Origin of the sequence: Phycicoccus sp., assembly GCF_035325325.1 — a bacterium.
In the GTDB taxonomy this organism is placed as follows: Bacteria; Actinomycetota; Actinomycetes; order Actinomycetales; family Dermatophilaceae; genus Phycicoccus.
Genome location: NZ_DAOLAC010000004.1, coordinates 86,615 through 102,108 on the forward strand (window position 1 = coordinate 86,615; position 15,494 = coordinate 102,108).

The 15,494-nt window shown below is 75.0% G+C and carries 17 protein-coding genes; 4 read left to right on the forward strand and 13 right to left on the reverse strand.

Annotated features, from left to right (window positions below):
• Positions 1-46: 46 nt before the first annotated feature.
• The 7 genes from PKA89_RS04565 to PKA89_RS04595 form a co-directional block, all read right to left on the reverse strand.
• Positions 47-1,159, reverse strand: a complete 1,113-nt coding sequence (locus PKA89_RS04565) for an ABC transporter ATP-binding protein (RefSeq protein ID WP_324417016.1) — start codon at positions 1,157-1,159, stop codon at positions 47-49.
• Positions 1,156-1,923 carry an ABC transporter permease gene (locus PKA89_RS04570; RefSeq protein ID WP_324417220.1) on the reverse strand — a complete coding sequence of 256 codons (768 nt, stop codon included), beginning with the start codon at positions 1,921-1,923 and terminating at the stop codon, positions 1,156-1,158. Before PKA89_RS04570 ends, PKA89_RS04565 begins: the two co-directional genes overlap by 4 nt.
• 137 nt (positions 1,924-2,060) lie before the next feature.
• Positions 2,061-2,855, reverse strand: a complete 795-nt coding sequence (gene modA / locus PKA89_RS04575; protein WP_324417018.1) for a molybdate ABC transporter substrate-binding protein — start codon at positions 2,853-2,855, stop codon at positions 2,061-2,063.
• A gap of 41 nt (positions 2,856-2,896) precedes the next feature.
• A complete protein-coding gene (locus PKA89_RS04580; RefSeq protein WP_324417020.1) occupies positions 2,897-3,307 on the reverse strand; it encodes a TOBE domain-containing protein in 411 nt (136 codons plus the stop codon).
• An 89-nt stretch (positions 3,308-3,396) separates the two neighbouring features.
• Entirely contained in the window at positions 3,397-3,783 is a 387-nt protein-coding gene (locus PKA89_RS04585) for a DUF779 domain-containing protein (protein WP_324417022.1), read from the reverse strand.
• Positions 3,784-3,787: 4 nt separating this feature from the next.
• Positions 3,788-5,311, reverse strand: coding sequence for an aldehyde dehydrogenase (gene adh / locus PKA89_RS04590; protein ID WP_324417024.1), 1,524 nt, complete (start codon positions 5,309-5,311; stop codon positions 3,788-3,790).
• 199 nt (positions 5,312-5,510) lie between these two features.
• Positions 5,511-6,752, reverse strand: a complete 1,242-nt coding sequence (locus tag PKA89_RS04595) for a GAF domain-containing protein (RefSeq protein ID WP_324417026.1) — start codon at positions 6,750-6,752, stop codon at positions 5,511-5,513.
• Positions 6,753-6,933: 181 nt separating this feature from the next.
• Here PKA89_RS04595 and PKA89_RS04600 point away from each other — a divergent pair, with 181 nt between their 5' ends.
• Complete coding sequence (locus tag PKA89_RS04600) at positions 6,934-7,224, forward strand: GNAT family N-acetyltransferase (protein WP_324417028.1); 291 nt, start codon at positions 6,934-6,936, stop codon at positions 7,222-7,224.
• A gap of 105 nt (positions 7,225-7,329) precedes the next feature.
• On the opposite strand, the gene PKA89_RS04605 is transcribed toward PKA89_RS04600, so the two are convergent.
• The 3 genes from PKA89_RS04605 to PKA89_RS04615 form a co-directional block, all read right to left on the reverse strand.
• The gene (locus PKA89_RS04605; RefSeq protein ID WP_324417030.1) at positions 7,330-7,635 is read right to left on the reverse strand and encodes a hypothetical protein; all 306 of its coding nucleotides are present in this window, start codon (positions 7,633-7,635) and stop codon (positions 7,330-7,332) included.
• A gap of 139 nt (positions 7,636-7,774) precedes the next feature.
• Positions 7,775-8,449 carry a response regulator transcription factor gene (locus tag PKA89_RS04610; protein WP_324417032.1) on the reverse strand — a complete coding sequence of 225 codons (675 nt, stop codon included), beginning with the start codon at positions 8,447-8,449 and terminating at the stop codon, positions 7,775-7,777.
• On the reverse strand, positions 8,446-9,444 hold the full coding sequence (locus tag PKA89_RS04615) for a sensor histidine kinase (RefSeq protein WP_324417034.1): 999 nt from the start codon (positions 9,442-9,444) through the stop codon (positions 8,446-8,448). Before PKA89_RS04615 ends, PKA89_RS04610 begins: the two co-directional genes overlap by 4 nt.
• 138 nt (positions 9,445-9,582) lie before the next feature.
• Here PKA89_RS04615 and PKA89_RS04620 point away from each other — a divergent pair, with 138 nt between their 5' ends.
• The 3 genes from PKA89_RS04620 to PKA89_RS04630 are packed head-to-tail and all read left to right on the forward strand — an operon-like array spanning position 9,583 to position 12,496.
• Positions 9,583-10,725, forward strand: a complete 1,143-nt coding sequence (locus tag PKA89_RS04620; protein WP_324417036.1) for a hypothetical protein — start codon at positions 9,583-9,585, stop codon at positions 10,723-10,725.
• On the forward strand, positions 10,722-11,687 hold the full coding sequence (locus tag PKA89_RS04625) for an ABC transporter ATP-binding protein (protein WP_324417038.1): 966 nt from the start codon (positions 10,722-10,724) through the stop codon (positions 11,685-11,687). Before PKA89_RS04620 ends, PKA89_RS04625 begins: the two co-directional genes overlap by 4 nt.
• A complete protein-coding gene (locus PKA89_RS04630; protein WP_324417040.1) occupies positions 11,684-12,496 on the forward strand; it encodes an ABC transporter permease in 813 nt (270 codons plus the stop codon). The genes PKA89_RS04625 and PKA89_RS04630 overlap by 4 nt, the downstream gene beginning before the upstream one ends.
• Positions 12,497-12,499: 3 nt before the next feature.
• Here PKA89_RS04630 and PKA89_RS04635 read toward each other — a convergent pair whose 3' ends face one another.
• Genes PKA89_RS04635 through PKA89_RS04645 form a run of 3 tightly spaced genes read right to left on the reverse strand, consistent with a single transcriptional unit; the run spans position 12,500 to position 15,456 of the window.
• On the reverse strand, positions 12,500-13,291 hold the full coding sequence (locus tag PKA89_RS04635; RefSeq protein WP_324417042.1) for a hypothetical protein: 792 nt from the start codon (positions 13,289-13,291) through the stop codon (positions 12,500-12,502).
• A gap of 60 nt (positions 13,292-13,351) precedes the next feature.
• A complete protein-coding gene (locus PKA89_RS04640; protein WP_324417044.1) occupies positions 13,352-14,698 on the reverse strand; it encodes a 6-phospho-beta-glucosidase in 1,347 nt (448 codons plus the stop codon).
• Complete coding sequence (locus PKA89_RS04645) at positions 14,695-15,456, reverse strand: DeoR/GlpR family DNA-binding transcription regulator (RefSeq protein WP_324417046.1); 762 nt, start codon at positions 15,454-15,456, stop codon at positions 14,695-14,697. Before PKA89_RS04645 ends, PKA89_RS04640 begins: the two co-directional genes overlap by 4 nt.
• Positions 15,457-15,494: the final 38 nt, after the last annotated feature.

Genomic DNA, 15,494 nt, shown 5'->3' on the forward strand with positions numbered 1-15,494 from the left:
CGGTCGTGGCACCCCCCTGCCCGCAGGTCCCGGCGAGGACGGCCGGTCACTGCCGGTCGGCGCCGCCCGGCTCCGGATGCTCCCGCGCGTACACCTCGAGGTCGACCGCCTTGGCGGACAGCCAGACCCGCCGGCCGGGGCCCAGGTCGAGCTCGGCGACCGCCGCGGGGGTCACGTCGACGAGGACCGACGGCGCGCCCTCGAGGTCGAGCCGGACCCGGTCGGTGAGCAGCGTCAGCCCGGCGACCGTGGCCGGCCAGGTGTTTCGCGCGCTCGAGGCCTGCGGCGGCCGGGTGCTCACGGTCACCGCCGAGGGCCGGAGGGCGACGAGCACCTCGCCCCGCTCGTCGTGGTCGGGGACGACGAACGACCCGCCGTCGGCGAGCGCCACCGTGCCGCCGTCGACCCGCCCGGCGTAGAGGTTGAGCCCGACGAGCCGGGCGACGTACTCGGTGGCCGGCCGCCGGGCGACCTCGGCCGGCGGCCCCTCCTGGACGACGCGGCCGTGCTCGAGGACGACGAGCCGGTCCGCGAGGACGAGAGCCTCGAGGGGGTCGTGGGTGACGACGAGGCAGGGGCCGGGGAAGTCGTCGAGGTGGTCCTTGAGCTCGCTCTGCACGTCGAGGCGGGTACGGGCGTCGAGTGCCGAGAGCGGCTCGTCGAGGAGCAGGACGTCCGGATCGCCGGCGAGCGCCCGGGCCAGGGCGACCCGCTGGGCCTGTCCGCCGGACAGCCGGTCGGGGCGCCGGCCGGCCAGCTCGGTGAGCCCCAGCCGGTCCAGCCAGGCCCGGGCCGCCTCGCGCGCCGCCGCCCGGCCCCTCCCGCGGACCCGCGGCCCGAAGGCGACGTTGTCGAGGACGCCGAGGTGCGGGAAGAGGCGGTAGTCCTGGAAGACGACACCGACCCGCCGCTCGGCCGCCTCGACGAAGCGGCCGCTCGCGGCATCGTCGAGGACGTTCTCCCCCAGTGAGATCCGGCCACCCGAGACCGGGACCAGGCCCGCCACGGCACCGAGCAGGGTCGACTTGCCCGCACCGTTGGGCCCGAGCACCGCGACCACCTCGCCGGGTGCGGCGGTGACGGACGCCTCGAGGGTGAAGGTGCCCCGGTGCACGGTGACCTCGACCGCCAGCCCGCCCGTGCCGGTGGCCGGTGTCACGAGGTCACCCCGCCGCGGACCCAGCGCTCGCGCAGCGTGACGAGCACGGCGACCGAGACGAGGAGGAGGACCAGGCCGAGGAGGATCGCGGCATCGGGGTCGGTCTCGAGCGCGTAATAGACGGCGATGGGCATCGTCTGGGTGCGCCCGGGGAAGCTGCCGGCGAAGGTGATCGTCGCCCCGAACTCCCCGAGCGCCCGGGCCCAGCAGAGGACCGCCCCGGCGGCGAGCGACGGCGCGACCATCGGCAGGGTGACCCGGCGGAAGACGGTCATCCGGCGGGCGCCCAGCGTGGCGGCGGCGTCCTCGTAACCCCGGTCGGCCGCGCGCAGGGCCCCCTCGACGGTGACGACGAGGAAGGGCATCGCGACGAACGTCTCGGCCATCACCACCGCGGCCGAGGTGAACGGGAGGGTGATGCCGAACCAGGCGTCGAGGTACCGGCCGAGGATGCCGGTGCGCCCGAAGGCCATGAGCAGCGCGACGCCGCCGACGACCGGCGGCAGGACGAGCGGCAGGGTGACCAGCGCCCGGAGCAGCCGCAGGCCGGGGACGCTGCTGCGGGCCAGGACCCACGCGAGGGGCACGCCGACGACGAGCGCGATGGCCGTGGCGAGGGTCGAGGTCCACAACGAGAGGCGCAGCGCCTCGCCGGCCCGCGAGCCGTGCAGGATCGGCCACGCGTCGCTCCACGGGGCGCGCAGGAGCAGGCCGAGGAGCGGGACGAGGAGGAACGCGACGGCCAGCAGGGCCGGGACGAGCAGCGGCGCCGGTGCCGAACGGGTGGTGTCCCCGCCGGCGGCGCGCCGCGCCCGGTCCCGTGCGGTGAGGGTCGTGGCCGACCCCCGGCCCCGGTCTCGCCGGGCCTCGGGTCGGTCCTCACGACCGGGTGCCGGTGCCGTCACGGCTGCCGGAACCCGGCCGCCGTGAGGACCTTCGCGCCGTCCGCGGACAGGACGTGGTCGACGAAGGCGGCGGCCAGCGGGGCGTTGGCGCTCTTGCTCAGCGCGGCGATCGGGTAGCTCGTCGAGGCGTTGACGTCCGTGGGGATCTCGATGCCCGTGACCTTGCCGCCGGCCGCGCGGACGTCGGTGACGTAGACGACCCCGGCATCCACCTCGCCGAGCGTCACCTTGCCGAGCACCGACCGGACGTCCGGCTCCAGGGTGACCGGCGTGATGGTGAGGCCGGCGTTCGTGAACACCTTCGCGGCGGTCGACCCGCACGGCACCTGCGGCTGGCAGAGGGCGGTCTTGACGCCGGCGCTCGCCAACGAGTCGAGGCCGGTGACCCCGCCGGGGTTCGACGGTGGCACGGCGATCTCCATGACGTTCTCGGCGAAGGTCTTCGGGTCCTTCGCGTCCCCGGCCGCGACGACGGTGTCCATGTTCTTCACGCTCGCCGAGGCGAAGACGTCGGCCGGTGCGCCGGAGGTGATCTGGGTGGCCAGGGCGGAGCTCCCGCCGAAGCTCAGGGTCACCCGGACCCCGGGGTGCGCGGCCTCGAACTGCTGCGCGAGGGTCGTGAACGACTCGGTGAGCGAGGCCGCGGCGAGGACGGTGATGTCACCGGTGAGGGACGAGCTCGCGGTCGCGCCGGCGCTCGGGCTGGTGCCCGCGCCGCGGTCGTCCGAGCCGCAGCCGGCGAGGCCGACCCCGGCCACGGCAACGAGCAGGGAGGTGACGACGCGACGCACGGCGGCTCCTGGGCGGTCGGGTGGTGGTGGGCCGGTCGCGGTCAGCGGGTCCGGGGGATCTCGACGGAGACGTTGGTGGCCTTGACGGCGGCCACGGCGAGCACGCCCGGCTCGAGACCGAGCTCGTCGGCGGCCTCCCGGGTCATGAGCGACACGAAGCGGTGCGGTCCGGCCTGGATGTCGACCTGGGCCATGACGCCGTCCTTGACGACGCGGGTGACGAGGCCCGGGAAGCGGTTGCGCAGCGAGGCGGCGGCGACGTCGCCGGTCTCGAGGTGGGCTGCCTCGCGGGCCAGCTCCTCGGCGAACCGGGCCAGCACGTCGCCCCGCACGGCCCGCCGGCCGGCGTCGTCGGTCGTCGTCTCGATGCGCCCGGCGTCCGCCCAGCGGCGCACGGTGTCGTCGCTGGTGCCGAGCAGGTCCGCAGCCTCGCGGATCCGGAAGAGGTGCACGAGCACAGCCTAACCCGCATCTGCGCCTGCGTCGTCCATCTTGCGTCGAACTCGCGTCGCGAACAGCGATGCAGGGCCGCAGCAGCGGTTCAGCCGTCCAGGACCGTCAGCTCGTCCTCGGTGAGCATCCGGGAACGGATGACGAACCGGACGCCCTCCGGCGCCTCGAGCGAGAAGCCCGCGCCGCGCCCCGGCACGACGTCGATGGTCAGGTGCGTGTAGCGCCAGTACTCGAACTGGGGGCGCGAGATCCAGACGGGGACGGGGCGCTCGAGGTCGACGTCGAGCGCACCGAGGAACACGTCCTGGTCCCCGACGAGGAACTCGCCGTCCGGGTAGCACATCGGCGCGGACCCGTCGCAGCACCCGCCGGACTGGTGGAACATCAGCGGGCCGTGGGTGCCGGTGAGGCGACGCAGCAGCTGCGCCGCCCCACCGGTGACCGCGACCCGGCTCACGGTGGCCGGGATCCCCATCGGCTCAGAAGAACCCGAGGGCGTCGGGGCTGTAGCTGACGAGGAGGTTCTTCGTCTGCTGGTAGTGCTCGAGCATCATCTTGTGGGTCTCGCGGCCGATGCCGGACTGCTTGTACCCGCCGAACGCGGCGTGCGCCGGGTACGCGTGGTAGTTGTTCGTCCAGACCCGGCCGGCCTTGATCTCACGGCCGGCACGGTAGGCCTGCGAGCCGTCGCGGCTCCACACCCCGGCGCCGAGGCCGTAGAGGGTGTCGTTGGCGATCTTCAGCGCGTCGGCCTCGTCGTCGAAGCGGGTGACCGACACGACCGGTCCGAAGATCTCCTCCTGGAAGACCCGCATCGAGTTCTCGCCCTCGAAGACCGTCGGCTGCACGTAGTAGCCACCGGAGAACTCGCCGCCGAGGTCGGCCCGGGCGCCGCCGATGAGGACCTTCGCGCCCTCCTGCTTGCCGATGTCGATGTAGGAGAGGATCTTCTCGAGCTGGTCGTTGCTGGCCTGCGCGCCGATCATCGTCTCGGTGTCGAGCGGGTTGCCCTGGACGATCTTCGCGACGCGGTCGACGGCGTCCTGGAGGAACTCGTCGTAGATCGAGGACTGGATGAGCGCCCGGCTCGGGCAGGTGCAGACCTCGCCCTGGTTGAGCGCGAAGAGCGCGAAGCCCTCGAGTGCCTTGTCGTAGAACGAGTCCCGCGCCCGAGCGACGTCCTCGAAGAAGATGTTCGGGCTCTTGCCGCCGAGCTCGAGGGTCACCGGGATGAGGTTCTGGCTGGCGTACTGCATGATCAGCCGGCCGGTCGTCGTCTCGCCGGTGAAGGCGACCTTGGCGATGCGGGGGCTGCTCGCGAGCGGCTTCCCGGCCTCGACGCCGAAGCCGTTGACGACGTTGAGCACGCCGTCCGGCAGCAGGTCGCCGACGAGCTCCATCAGCTTGAGGATGGACCACGGGGTCTGCTCGGCCGGCTTGAGGACGACGCAGTTGCCGGCGGCGAGGGCGGGGGCCAGCTTCCAGACCGCCATGAGGATCGGGAAGTTCCACGGGATGATCTGCGCGACGACGCCCAGCGGCTCGTGGATGTGGTACGCCACGGTGTACTCGTCGATCTCGCCGATCGAACCTTCCTGTGCCCGAACGGCACCCGCGAAGTAGCGGAAGTGGTCGATGGCGAGCGGAAGATCGGCGGCGAGGGTCTCGCGCACCGGCTTGCCGTTGTCCCACGTCTCGATGACGGCGAGGTCCTCGAGGTGGGCCTCCATCCGGTCGGCGATCTTCAGCAGGATGTTGGAGCGCTCGGTGGCGCTGGTGCGGCCCCAGGCCTCGGCGGCGCCGTGCGCGGCGTCGAGGGCGAGCTCGACGTCCTCGGCGGTGCCGCGGGCGATCTCGGTGAACGCCTGGCCGGTGACCGGCGTGATGTTCTCGAAGTAGGCGCCCTTGACCGGCGGGACCCACTGTCCGCCGATGTAGTTCTCGTAGCGGCTCTTGACCTCGATGCCGCTGCCTTCGCGGCCGGGCGGGGTGTAGGTCGTCATTGACTCGATCTCCTTCGATCGTCGGGACCCGTCAGCGGGTTGCCGGCGACCGTAGGCGGCGCGACGTTGCAACCACGCTGCACCGCCCCGGCCGTACCCCTCCTTCCCCGCCTCCTCCTCGTTCCCCGAACGTGTGTGAAGAACGTCGGCATGCCGAGGTTCTTCACACACGTTCGTGGAGGGAGGGGCGCGGTGGGGGTCAGGCGTCCTCGGCGAGCAGCCGGGCGACCTCGGACTCGGCCAGCGGCCGCAACGGTGAGGTGGGGGGCAGCGTCTCGAGCTGGCGCTCCCACATCTGCAGGTCCCCGGCGCCCCAGCGCGACCGGGTCCAGCCGACCATGAGGTCGGCCTCGCCGGATCCGAGCACGGCCGCGCGCAGCCGAGCCTCGAGCACCTCGCGCAGCTCGACGACCGCGGGCGCCTCGGACCCGGGCAGCAACGGGCCCTTGTAGGCACGCTGGGCGTCGCGCACCCGGCCGGCCGCCAGGTGCGCGAGGACGCCTGACCAGTCGGTCTCCGTCTCAGCACCGAAGCGGTACGGCCGCGAGCGCAGCACCTCGGGCCCGAGGAGCGTGCGCAGCCGGGTCATCTCGGCCCGCAGCGTCGAGGACGTGACCCGCCCCGGGTACACCTCGACCTCGAGCTCCTCGGCGGTGAGCCCGCGTGGGTTCTCGGCGATGGCCGCGACGATCTCGCTGTGCCGGCGGCTCAGCCGGTGCGTCCGGCCACCGACCTCGACGACGGCCTCGGGCAGTCCGAGCGCACGGACCCGCACGACCGCCGGCGCCAGTCCGCCGACACCCGAGCCGTCCCCGGCGTCCGGCGCGACGAGCATCCCGGTGAGGGCGAGCCGGCCGAGCTCGGACTCGGCCATCCGGGCCGCCGCGCGGATCATCGCGAGGCTCTGCGGCGTGGCGACGTCGGGGCCGCCGGTGATGTCGACGACGCCGAGGACCGCGCTCGTCACCGGGTCGTGGATGGGCGCGGCCGCGCAGGACCACGGGTGGACGAGCCGGTTGAAGTGCTCGCCGGCGCGCACGACGGCCGGGCCGTCCAGGTGCAGGGCCATGCCGGGCGCGTTGGTCCCGGCGGAGTGCTCGTTCCACGCGGAGCCCTCGACGAAGTTGATGGCCTCGGCCCGGCGCAGCACCCCCGGGGCGCCGGCGACCCAGAGCAGGTGACCGGTGGCGTCGCCGACCGCCATCAGCGCGTCACAGTCGACGGCGGCCCGGCCGAGGACGTCGTAGAGCAGCGGGAAGACGTGCGAGAGGACGTGCGCGGACCGGTAGTCGGCGAGGTCCGGGCCGTCGAGGACGACCGGGGCGAGGTGCGCGTCCGGGTCGACCCCGGCGGCCGATGAGCGCAGCCAGGACTCGGCGACGACCGAGCGCACGCCGGCGCGGTCGTCGTCCGACCCTCGGCGGGTGGTGTCCTTCGGCACGCCTGAAGTACACACCGCGCCCGGCGGCGCGGCAACGACCTATCCGGATGGGGGCCGGGCCGCCGCCCGCGCCTCGTGCGCGGAGGTGGTCGCCGGGGCGACCGTTTGGGCACACGACGCGGACGGACGACCCGGGGCGGGCGGCCTCCCGTGCCAGCATGGGCCGCGGAGGTGGTGCGACGTGGCCGACGTCGAGGTGATCAAGGACGAGAAGGCGTGGATGGCCCGGGTCGACGGGCACGCCGCGGGCCAGCTGGCCTACCGGGACAGCCTGGACGGCTCGGCGGTGGTGCTCGTGCACACCGAGGTCGGCGAGGAGTTCGAGGGTCGCGGTGTCGGGGGCGCCCTCGTGCGGGCCGCCGTCGACGACATCGCCGCCCAGGGACGGACGGTCCGTCCCGACTGCCCGTTCGCCGCGGAGTGGCTGCGCCGCCATCCGGACCACCCGGTGCAGGTGCAGCAGCGCACCTGAGGGGCGCCGGCCGGACCACGGCACCGGGAACCCCGAGGTCGCACGGGAACGGTTCCGGTGCGACCCCGGGGTTTCCGGCACCGGGGGGAAAGCCGCGGGTCCGGCTCAGCCGCCGGTCGGGGGCGTGGCCCGCAGCACCTCGAGCCGGGCCCGGTACTCCTGCTCCTCGATGTCGCCCGCGGCGAACCGGGCGGCGAGGGTCTGCTCGGCGCTCGGCCCGCGGTGCATCCCCGGACCGCCCGGCCGGCCGCCCCAGGGACCGCCCCAGCGGCGGAACACGAGCAGCCGCAGGGCCATGAAGAAGAGGACCCAGAAGAGGACGAACCCGAACGGGAAGAAGAGGAACCACCAGTGGAAGCCACCCCCGGCGTAGGGACCGTAGTGGGTGGCGATCGTCGTCAGCGCGGTCATGTCGCGTCCTTCCGATGCGTGACGTGACCGGCTCTCGGCCACACCACCACGGTCGGCCGCGGGGGTCTGCTCGCGCGTCGGCCCGGGGATGGCTCCTCGGCTGCGCCCGCGGGAGTAGGCCGCGGGCCGGCGCCCCGCCTCAGGCCATCCAGCCGGGCCGGACGAGGCCGCTCTCGTAGGCGAGGACGACGAGCTGGGCGCGGTCGCGCGCCCCGGCCTTGGTCATCGCCCGGCTGACGTGCGTCTTCGCCGTCGCGGGCGAGAGGAAGAGCCGCGCGGCGATCTCGTCGTTCGTCAGGCCCTCCCCGACGAGCGCGACGACCTCGCGCTCCCGCTCGGTCAAGGCCTCGAGGGCCCGCACCTGCTCGACCGGAGGGCGGCGGGCGTCCCCCGCGGAGACGTGCTCGACGAGCCGCCGCGTCACGCTCGGCGACAGCGCGGCGTCGCCGGCCGCGACCTGGCGGACCGCGGTCAGCAGGTCGGCCGGCTCGAGGTCCTTGAGGACGAAGCCGCTCGCTCCCACCCGCAGCGCCTCGAAGACGTACTCGTCGAGCTCGAAGGTCGTGAGGACGAGGACGCGCGTCCCGGCCAGCGCGGGGTCGGCACAGATCTCCTCCGTCGCCGAGAGGCCGTCGCGCTCGGGCATCCGGATGTCCATGAGCACGACGTCGGGATGCGTCTCGCGGACCACCCGCACCGCGGCTGCGCCGTTGCCCGCCTCGCCGACGACCTCGAGGTCGGGCTCGCCGTCGAGGATCATCCGGAAGCCGGCCCGCAGCAGCGGTTGGTCGTCGACGAGGACGATGGTCGTCATCGGTGCTCCTCTCCGAGCGGGAACGTGGCCGAGACGCGGTACCCGCCGCCGGGGCGCGGACCCACCTCGAGCGTGCCCCCGAGCCGCTCGACGCGCTCGCGCATCCCGACGAGGCCGGTACCCGAGGTCTCCGCGGTGTCGATCGCCGCCCCCTCCGCGCCCGGGTCGGTCACCCGGACGGACAGGCGGGACTCCGTGCGCGACACCTCGATCCGCGCGTGACGGGCGCCACTGTGCCGACGCACGTTGGTCATCGCCTCCTGGACCACCCGGTAGGCCGCGGCGTCGACGGCGACCGGCAGGCCGTCGGCCGAGCCGTTCGCGACGGCGAGCTCCCAGGCGAACGACGGGTCCGCCGCCACGAGGCCGGGCACGTCGGCGAGCCCCGGCCCTGGGCGCACCGCCGCGGCCACCGCGGGGTCCCGGACGGCGTCGAGGACCCGCCGCACCTCCTCGAGCGCGCGGTGCGACTCGGCCTTGACGGTGGTCAGGGCCTGCCGGGCGTTCTCGGGGTCGCGGTCGAAGGTGTGCAGGGCGGCCCCGGCCTGGACGTTGATGAGGGTGAGGCTGTGCCCCAGCGCGTCGTGGAGGTCGCGGGCCATCGCCATGCGCTCGTCGGTGCGGGCGCGTTCGCTGCGCCGGGCCCGCTCCTCGCGGACTGCCGCGAACCGCTCGCTGCGCCGCCGGAACCCCTCGACGAGGAGGGCCGCGACGGGGGCCGCGAACACCGGACCCACGGGGGCACCGGTGGCGACGTACGCCAGCGCGGCGACGATGGAGACGGCGAGCGGCACGAGCGGCCAGCGCGAGAGCGCGGCGACGGCGAGCGGACCCACGACGAGCAGGGCCACCGAGCCGGACCCGAGCGTGCGGCCCTCGGAGTGCGCCCGCCCCCACGAGCCGCCCAGCTGGACGGCGAGGGCGACGAGGGCCAGCGGCACCGCCGGCACCCAGGTCGGCGGTCCGTGGCGCCTCGCGCGCGGCGGCCCGTCCATCCCCCGACGGTAGCCGCGCGGCGGGCGGCCCGGCATCCGCCACGGGGAGTAGGCCGCCCTGCACCGCGGGGTGTACGGCACCGGTGGACGGACGATCGGACACGTTGTCCCGCGGGCGTCCCCGGGTGAGACTGCGGTATGGGCACCGTCGTCAGCTCCGACACGCGCCGGCGGTGGCTCGTCGTCGTCGCGGGCACGGCGGTGCTCGTCACGCTGCTCGGGCTGGTCCCGGTGCTGCGCTCCACGGTCGCCGTCGGACGGACCACCGCTTCCCCCGACCGCATCGTGGCCCGGGCCCTCGCGTCGGCGGGGGTCGCCTACCGCGCCGACGGTGAGAGCCGCGGCGGGCTGGCGCTGCCGGACATCAGCGGGTTCGGCGACCTCGCGACGCTCCTCGGCGGCACGACACGCACCCGCATCTGGTGGGACGGACCGCGCCACTGGCGGGTCGACACCGTCGACGCGACCGGCGAGAGCGACACCTACGGCCTCCCGTCGTCGACGACGACGTGGGACTACGGCAGCCGCCGGCTCGTGACGGTCGTCGGCGACGCCCGGGCACGGCTGCCCCGGGCCGACGACCTCGTCGCCCCCGCCGCAGCCCGCCGACTGCTGTCCTCGGTCGGTCCGCAGGACCGGCTCTCGGCCCTGCCACCGCAGCGGCTCGACGGGCGCACCGCGGACGGAGTCCGGGTGGTCCCGGGCACGGGCGGGAGCACCATCGCCCGGGCGGACGTGTGGGTCGACCGCGCCACCGGCCTCCCGCTGCGCGTCGTCGTCGTCGGGACGACCGGCGGCGACGCCCTCGTCAGCGCGCTGAGCGGGGTGCGGGTCGGCCGGCCCGACGGGCGCGTCCTCGTCCCGCCCGCACCCCCGACGGCCCGCCGCTCGCTCGAGACCGCCCCCGACCTCGTCGCCCGGGTCGCACAGGAGTCGCCGTGGGCGATGCCGCCGCGGCTCGGCGGGCTCGACGCCTCCGGGCCGCTCGTCGGTGGCACGAGCACGTACGGCACGGGCCTGGTCCGGGTCGCCGTGCTGCCGCTCCCGGGTCGCACCGCCCGCGACGTGATGCGCAACGCGACGTCCGCCGGCTCGGTCCTCGAGGAGGTCGAGGGCGGCTCCCGGGTGCGGGTCGGCTCGAGCCTTCTCAACGCGCTCCTCGTCCGGGGTGACGACCGGCGGCACGCCTACGTGGTCGCGGGCCTCGTCGAGCCGCGGGTCCTCGACGCCGTCGCGGCCGACCTACTCGCGTCGCCGCCGCCGCCCCGGGAGGCGCCGTGAGCGAGGAGACGGTCGACACCCCCGCGGCCATCGCAACCCGTGGCCTGACCAAGCGCTTCGGCCGGGTCGCGGCGGTCGACGGCCTCGACCTGCTCGTCCGCCCCGGCGACCGCTACGGCTTCCTCGGCCCCAACGGCTCGGGCAAGACGACGACCGTGCGGATGCTCCTCGGCCTCGTCTACGCGACGAGCGGCGAGGTGGAGGTGCTCGGGCACCGTATCCCCCGCGAGGCCGGCGCCGCGCTGCCGGGCGTCGGAGCGCTCGTCGAGGGCCCGGCCGCGTACCCGCACCTGTCCGCGCGCGCGAACCTGCGGCTGCTCGACGCCGCCGGGCCGCCGGTCAGCGGTGGTCCGCTGGCGGAGGGTGTGGGGTCGCGGCGCAGCCGGACGCGGCGGATCGAGGCCGCGCTCGAGGAGGTCGGGCTCGCCGACGTGGGACGCAAGCCGGTCCGCGCGTACTCCCTCGGGATGCGCCAGCGGCTCGGGCTCGCGGCGGCCCTCCTGCGGGGTCCGCGGCTGCTCGTGCTCGACGAGCCGACGAACGGCCTCGACCCCCGCGGCATCGCCGAGGTCCGCGACCTGCTCGTCCGGCTCAACGAGAACGGCACGACGGTCTTCCTCTCCAGCCACCTGCTGGCCGAGGTCGAGCTGTTCTGCACCCGGGTCGGCGTCCTCGACCGCGGCCGACTCGTGGCCCAGGACGCCCTCGACGCCCTCCGCGGTCCGACCGGGCGCACCGTCGTCCGGGTCGACGACATCGCGGCGGCCGCTCGAGCGCTCGGTGTGCCCGAGCCGTCGCCCGGACCTGACGGACCGGACGGCGCCGACGGCGGGCGGCTCGTCCTCGACGGGGTCGGCGTCGCCGAGGCCACCGAGCGGCTCGTCCGGGCCGGGATCGCGGTCCGGGAGGCCGTGCCGGAGCGCCGCACCCTCGAGGAGTCGGTCCTGGAGCTGACGTCGTGATCCGCGTCGAGCTGCGCAAGCTCCTGCTCCGCCCGCGCACGTGGGTGAGCATCGGGCTGTTGTGCCTGCTGCCCGTCGTCGTCGCGATCTTCCTGTCCGTCACGAAGATCGCGCCACGTCCCGGCCAGGGACCGACGCTGCTCGCGGCCGTGCTCGGCAACGGCGCCCTCTACCCCGCGGCGGCGCTCGGCATCGTCCTGCCGTTCTTCCTGCCGATCGCCGTCGCCGTCCAGGCCGGCGAGGCGGTCGCGGGCGAGGCGTCGACGGGGATGCTGCGCTACCTCCTCGTGCGACCGGTCGGCCGGACCCGGCTGCTCGCGGCGAAGCTCGTGTCGATCCTCGTCTACACCCTGCTCGCCGTCGTCGCGGTCGCCGTCGTCGGCTACGTCACCGGCGTCACGCTGCTCGGCACCTCCGGTCAGCTGACGACGACCACGCTCGCCGGGACGACGCTCACGCCGACCGACCTCGCCTGGCGGACCGGCGTCATGGTGCTCTCCATCGGATGGTCGATGGTCGGGCTCGCGGCCATCTCGCTCTTCCTCTCGACCCTCACCGACTCCGCTCTCGCCGCGGCGCTCGGCGGGCTGGCCGCGCTCGTGAGCAGCACCGTGCTCGTCACCCTCGACGCCACGGTGGCGGTGCGCGACTACCTGCCGACGCGGTACTGGCTGGCCTGGGTCGACCTCTTCCGCGACCCGATCCCTTGGCACGACCTGCAGGCCGGGGCGCTCGTCCAGGCCGGCTACGTCGTCGTGTTCCTCGGGGCGGCCTGGGCCAACTTCGCGACGCGCGACATCACGAGCTGACCGTCACCTCCGGCCGACCAGCGCCAGCGAACCGGCGGCCCGCACCGCACCGCACTCGCCGGCGGGCGGTGGGGCGTCCACCGGCGGGCCACCGAGGGCCCGCAGCACCAGCCCGACGACGAGCGGGTCGCCGGGCAGGCCGCCGTGCGTGACCCGGGCGTCGGCGCAGACCGCCTGCACCTGGACGTCGACCGCACCGGCGAGGACGGCCGAGTCCGGTGGCGTCACGGTCTCGTCGTCGGCGGTCCACACGCTGAGCCAGTGGGCGGCACCGGGCGTCTCGGGCAGGCCGGCGAGCAGGTCGCTGCCCTCGGCCAGCTGGCGGCAGGCGGTCGGGCACGCGCCGCCCCCGAGCACCGCGCCGAGGCTCGCCACCGACGTGCCGTGGTGCGGCGACCCGAGCGTGACCACCCGGCGGGCGGCGTCCCCCCCGGTGCTGGCGGCCCAGACCCGCGCGACCACCCCGCCGGCCGAGTAGCCGACGACGTCCACCGACGCGGCGCCGCCGGCGAGCGCGGCGTCCGCCGCCCGGCCGAGCGCGGTGGCCTGGGTGCGCAGGTCGCCGGTGCCGTCCCCGACGTCGACGACCCGCACGTCGCGCCCGACCGAGCGCAGGGCCGTCACGAGTGGCGAGAGCGACGTCTCGCTGCCGCCGTACCCGGGGACGAGGAGCACCGGACCCTCGGCCGGTTCGCGCCCGCTCCCGCCGAGCGTCCGCGCCACGACGAGGCCGACCACGGCGAGGAGGGCGAGCGCGAGCAGCCCCCCGAGGAACGCGCGCCGGCGGCGACTCATCGCGCGCGCGTCCCGGCCATCCCGCGATGGTACGAGCCGTCCCCGGGATCTCCGGCGGCGTCAGCGCAGCCGGTCGAAGACCGCGTCGACGGCCGGGATGCGGGCGCGGTACCCGGCGAGCAGCCGGCGCGCGACGGTGACCGAGTCGACGAGCGGGTGCAGCGCGAACGCCTCGACGGCCATCGCCTCGTCCCCGGTCAGCGCGGCCCGGATGACGAGCCGTTCGACCGCCTTGACCTGCTCGACCAGCCCGAGCGGATGACCGGTGAGCGGCGGCAGCGGGTGCGGCCGTGGCCCGGCCGCGTCGACGACGCACGGCACCTCGACGACCGCGTCCTCCGGCAGCCCCGGCACCGTGCCCCGGTTGCGGACGTCGAGGATGAGCTCGGCCGGCTCGCCCCGGCTGATCGCGGCCATGATCGCGAGGGCGACGCCCTCGTACCCTCCGCCCTGGACGTCGGCCTCGTCGCGCTCCTCGTCCTCGCCACGCGCCTCACGCATGTAGGTGGCGTTGCGCTCCATCCGCACGCGGTCCCACTCGGCGAGGGCACCGGGTCGGCCTCCGTCGAGCGCCGCGTAGAACCCGCGCTGTTGCTCGAGCAGGTACTCGCCGCGGGTCTGCTCGGCCGCCCGGATGGAGCGGACGGCGTCCCGGGTGAAGTAGTAGTAGTAGAGGTACTCGTTGGGGATGGTGCCGAGTGTGCGCACCCAGTCGAGCCCGAAGAGCTGCCCCTCCTCCATCGACGCCAGGGCGGCGTCGTCGCGCAGCAGGTCGGGGAGGACGTCGCGACCGTCGTGGTGCAGGCCGCGCAGCCAGCCGAGGTGGTTGAGCCCGACGTAGTCGACGGTGGTCACGGCGGGTGCGAGGCCCAGCCGAGCAGCAGCCCTGCGCGCCAACCCGATCGGGCTGTCGCAGATGCCGACGACGCGGTCGCCGAGCACCCCCTGCATGGCCTCGGTGATCATCCCGGCCGGGTTGGTGAAGTTGATGACCCAGGCGTCCGGTGCGACGGCGACGACCCGCTCGGCGACGTGCCGGGCCACCGGAACGGTGCGCAGCCCGAACGAGATCCCGCCCGGACCCGTCGTCTCCTGGCCGAGCAGGCCGAGGTCGAGGGCGACCCGCTCGTCGGCCGTGCGGCCCTCGAGACCTCCGACGCGGACGGCGGAGAAGACGAAGTCGCTGCCCTCGAGCGCGGTGTCGAGGTCGGTCGTCGCGTGGACCCGTGGCGCGTCGGGCTGCCCGGCCGCCATCTCGTCGAGCACCCGGCGGATCGTCGCGAGCCGGCCCGGGTCGATGTCGTGCAGCCACACCTCGTCGACCCGCGGCTCGTGCCGGTCACCGAGCAGCGCGCCGTACACGAGCGGGGTGCGGAAGCCACCGCCGCCGAGCATCGCGAGCCTCACGCGAGGACCACCTCGGTGCCGGCCTCGCGGCAGGCCGCGAGCGTCGCGCGGTCGGCGCCGTCGTTGGTCACGAGCACGTCGACGGCGCCCGCGCCGCAGACCCGCAGCGACCCCGTCCCGGGCATCTTGTGCCGGTCGACGAGGAGGACCGAGGTGTCCCCTGCGCGGAGGAGCGCTCGCTTGACCGGCACCTCGACCGCGGTCGTGTCGAGGACGGTGCCGTCGGCCCGCACCCCGCTGGCGCCGAGGAAGACGAGGGCACCGTGCACCTGGCGCAGCGCGTCCTCGGTGAGCGACCCGACGAGGGAGTGGTAGGTGCGGCGGACGACCCCGCCGAGGAGGATCAGCTCGACCGCCTCGTCGCCGCGCAGGACGTCGAGGACGGCGAGGCTCGCGGTGACGACGGTGACGTGCCGCCCCCTCAGCTCGCGGGCGAGGAGCATCGTCGTCGTGCCGATGTCGAGGACGACGCAGTCTCCGTCGCGCACCATGGCGGCCGCCCGGCGGACGACGGCGGTCTTCTCCGCGGCGTCGGTGGCCGCGACCTCGGCGAAGCCCCGCACGGCGTCGGCGTCGGCGACCGCGGTGGTCACGGCGCCCCCGTGCACCCGCCGCAGCTGGCCGAGCCGCTCGAGCTCGATGAGGTCCCGCCGGACGGTCGCGATGCTCACGCCGCACAGGTCGGCGAGCTCCTCGGTGGACGCGGTGCCGTGCACGCGGAGCCGCCCCACGATGGAACGCTGCCGGGCCGCTCGCATGCGCCCACCATAGCGAGCAGGAATCGTCACGTCCTGAT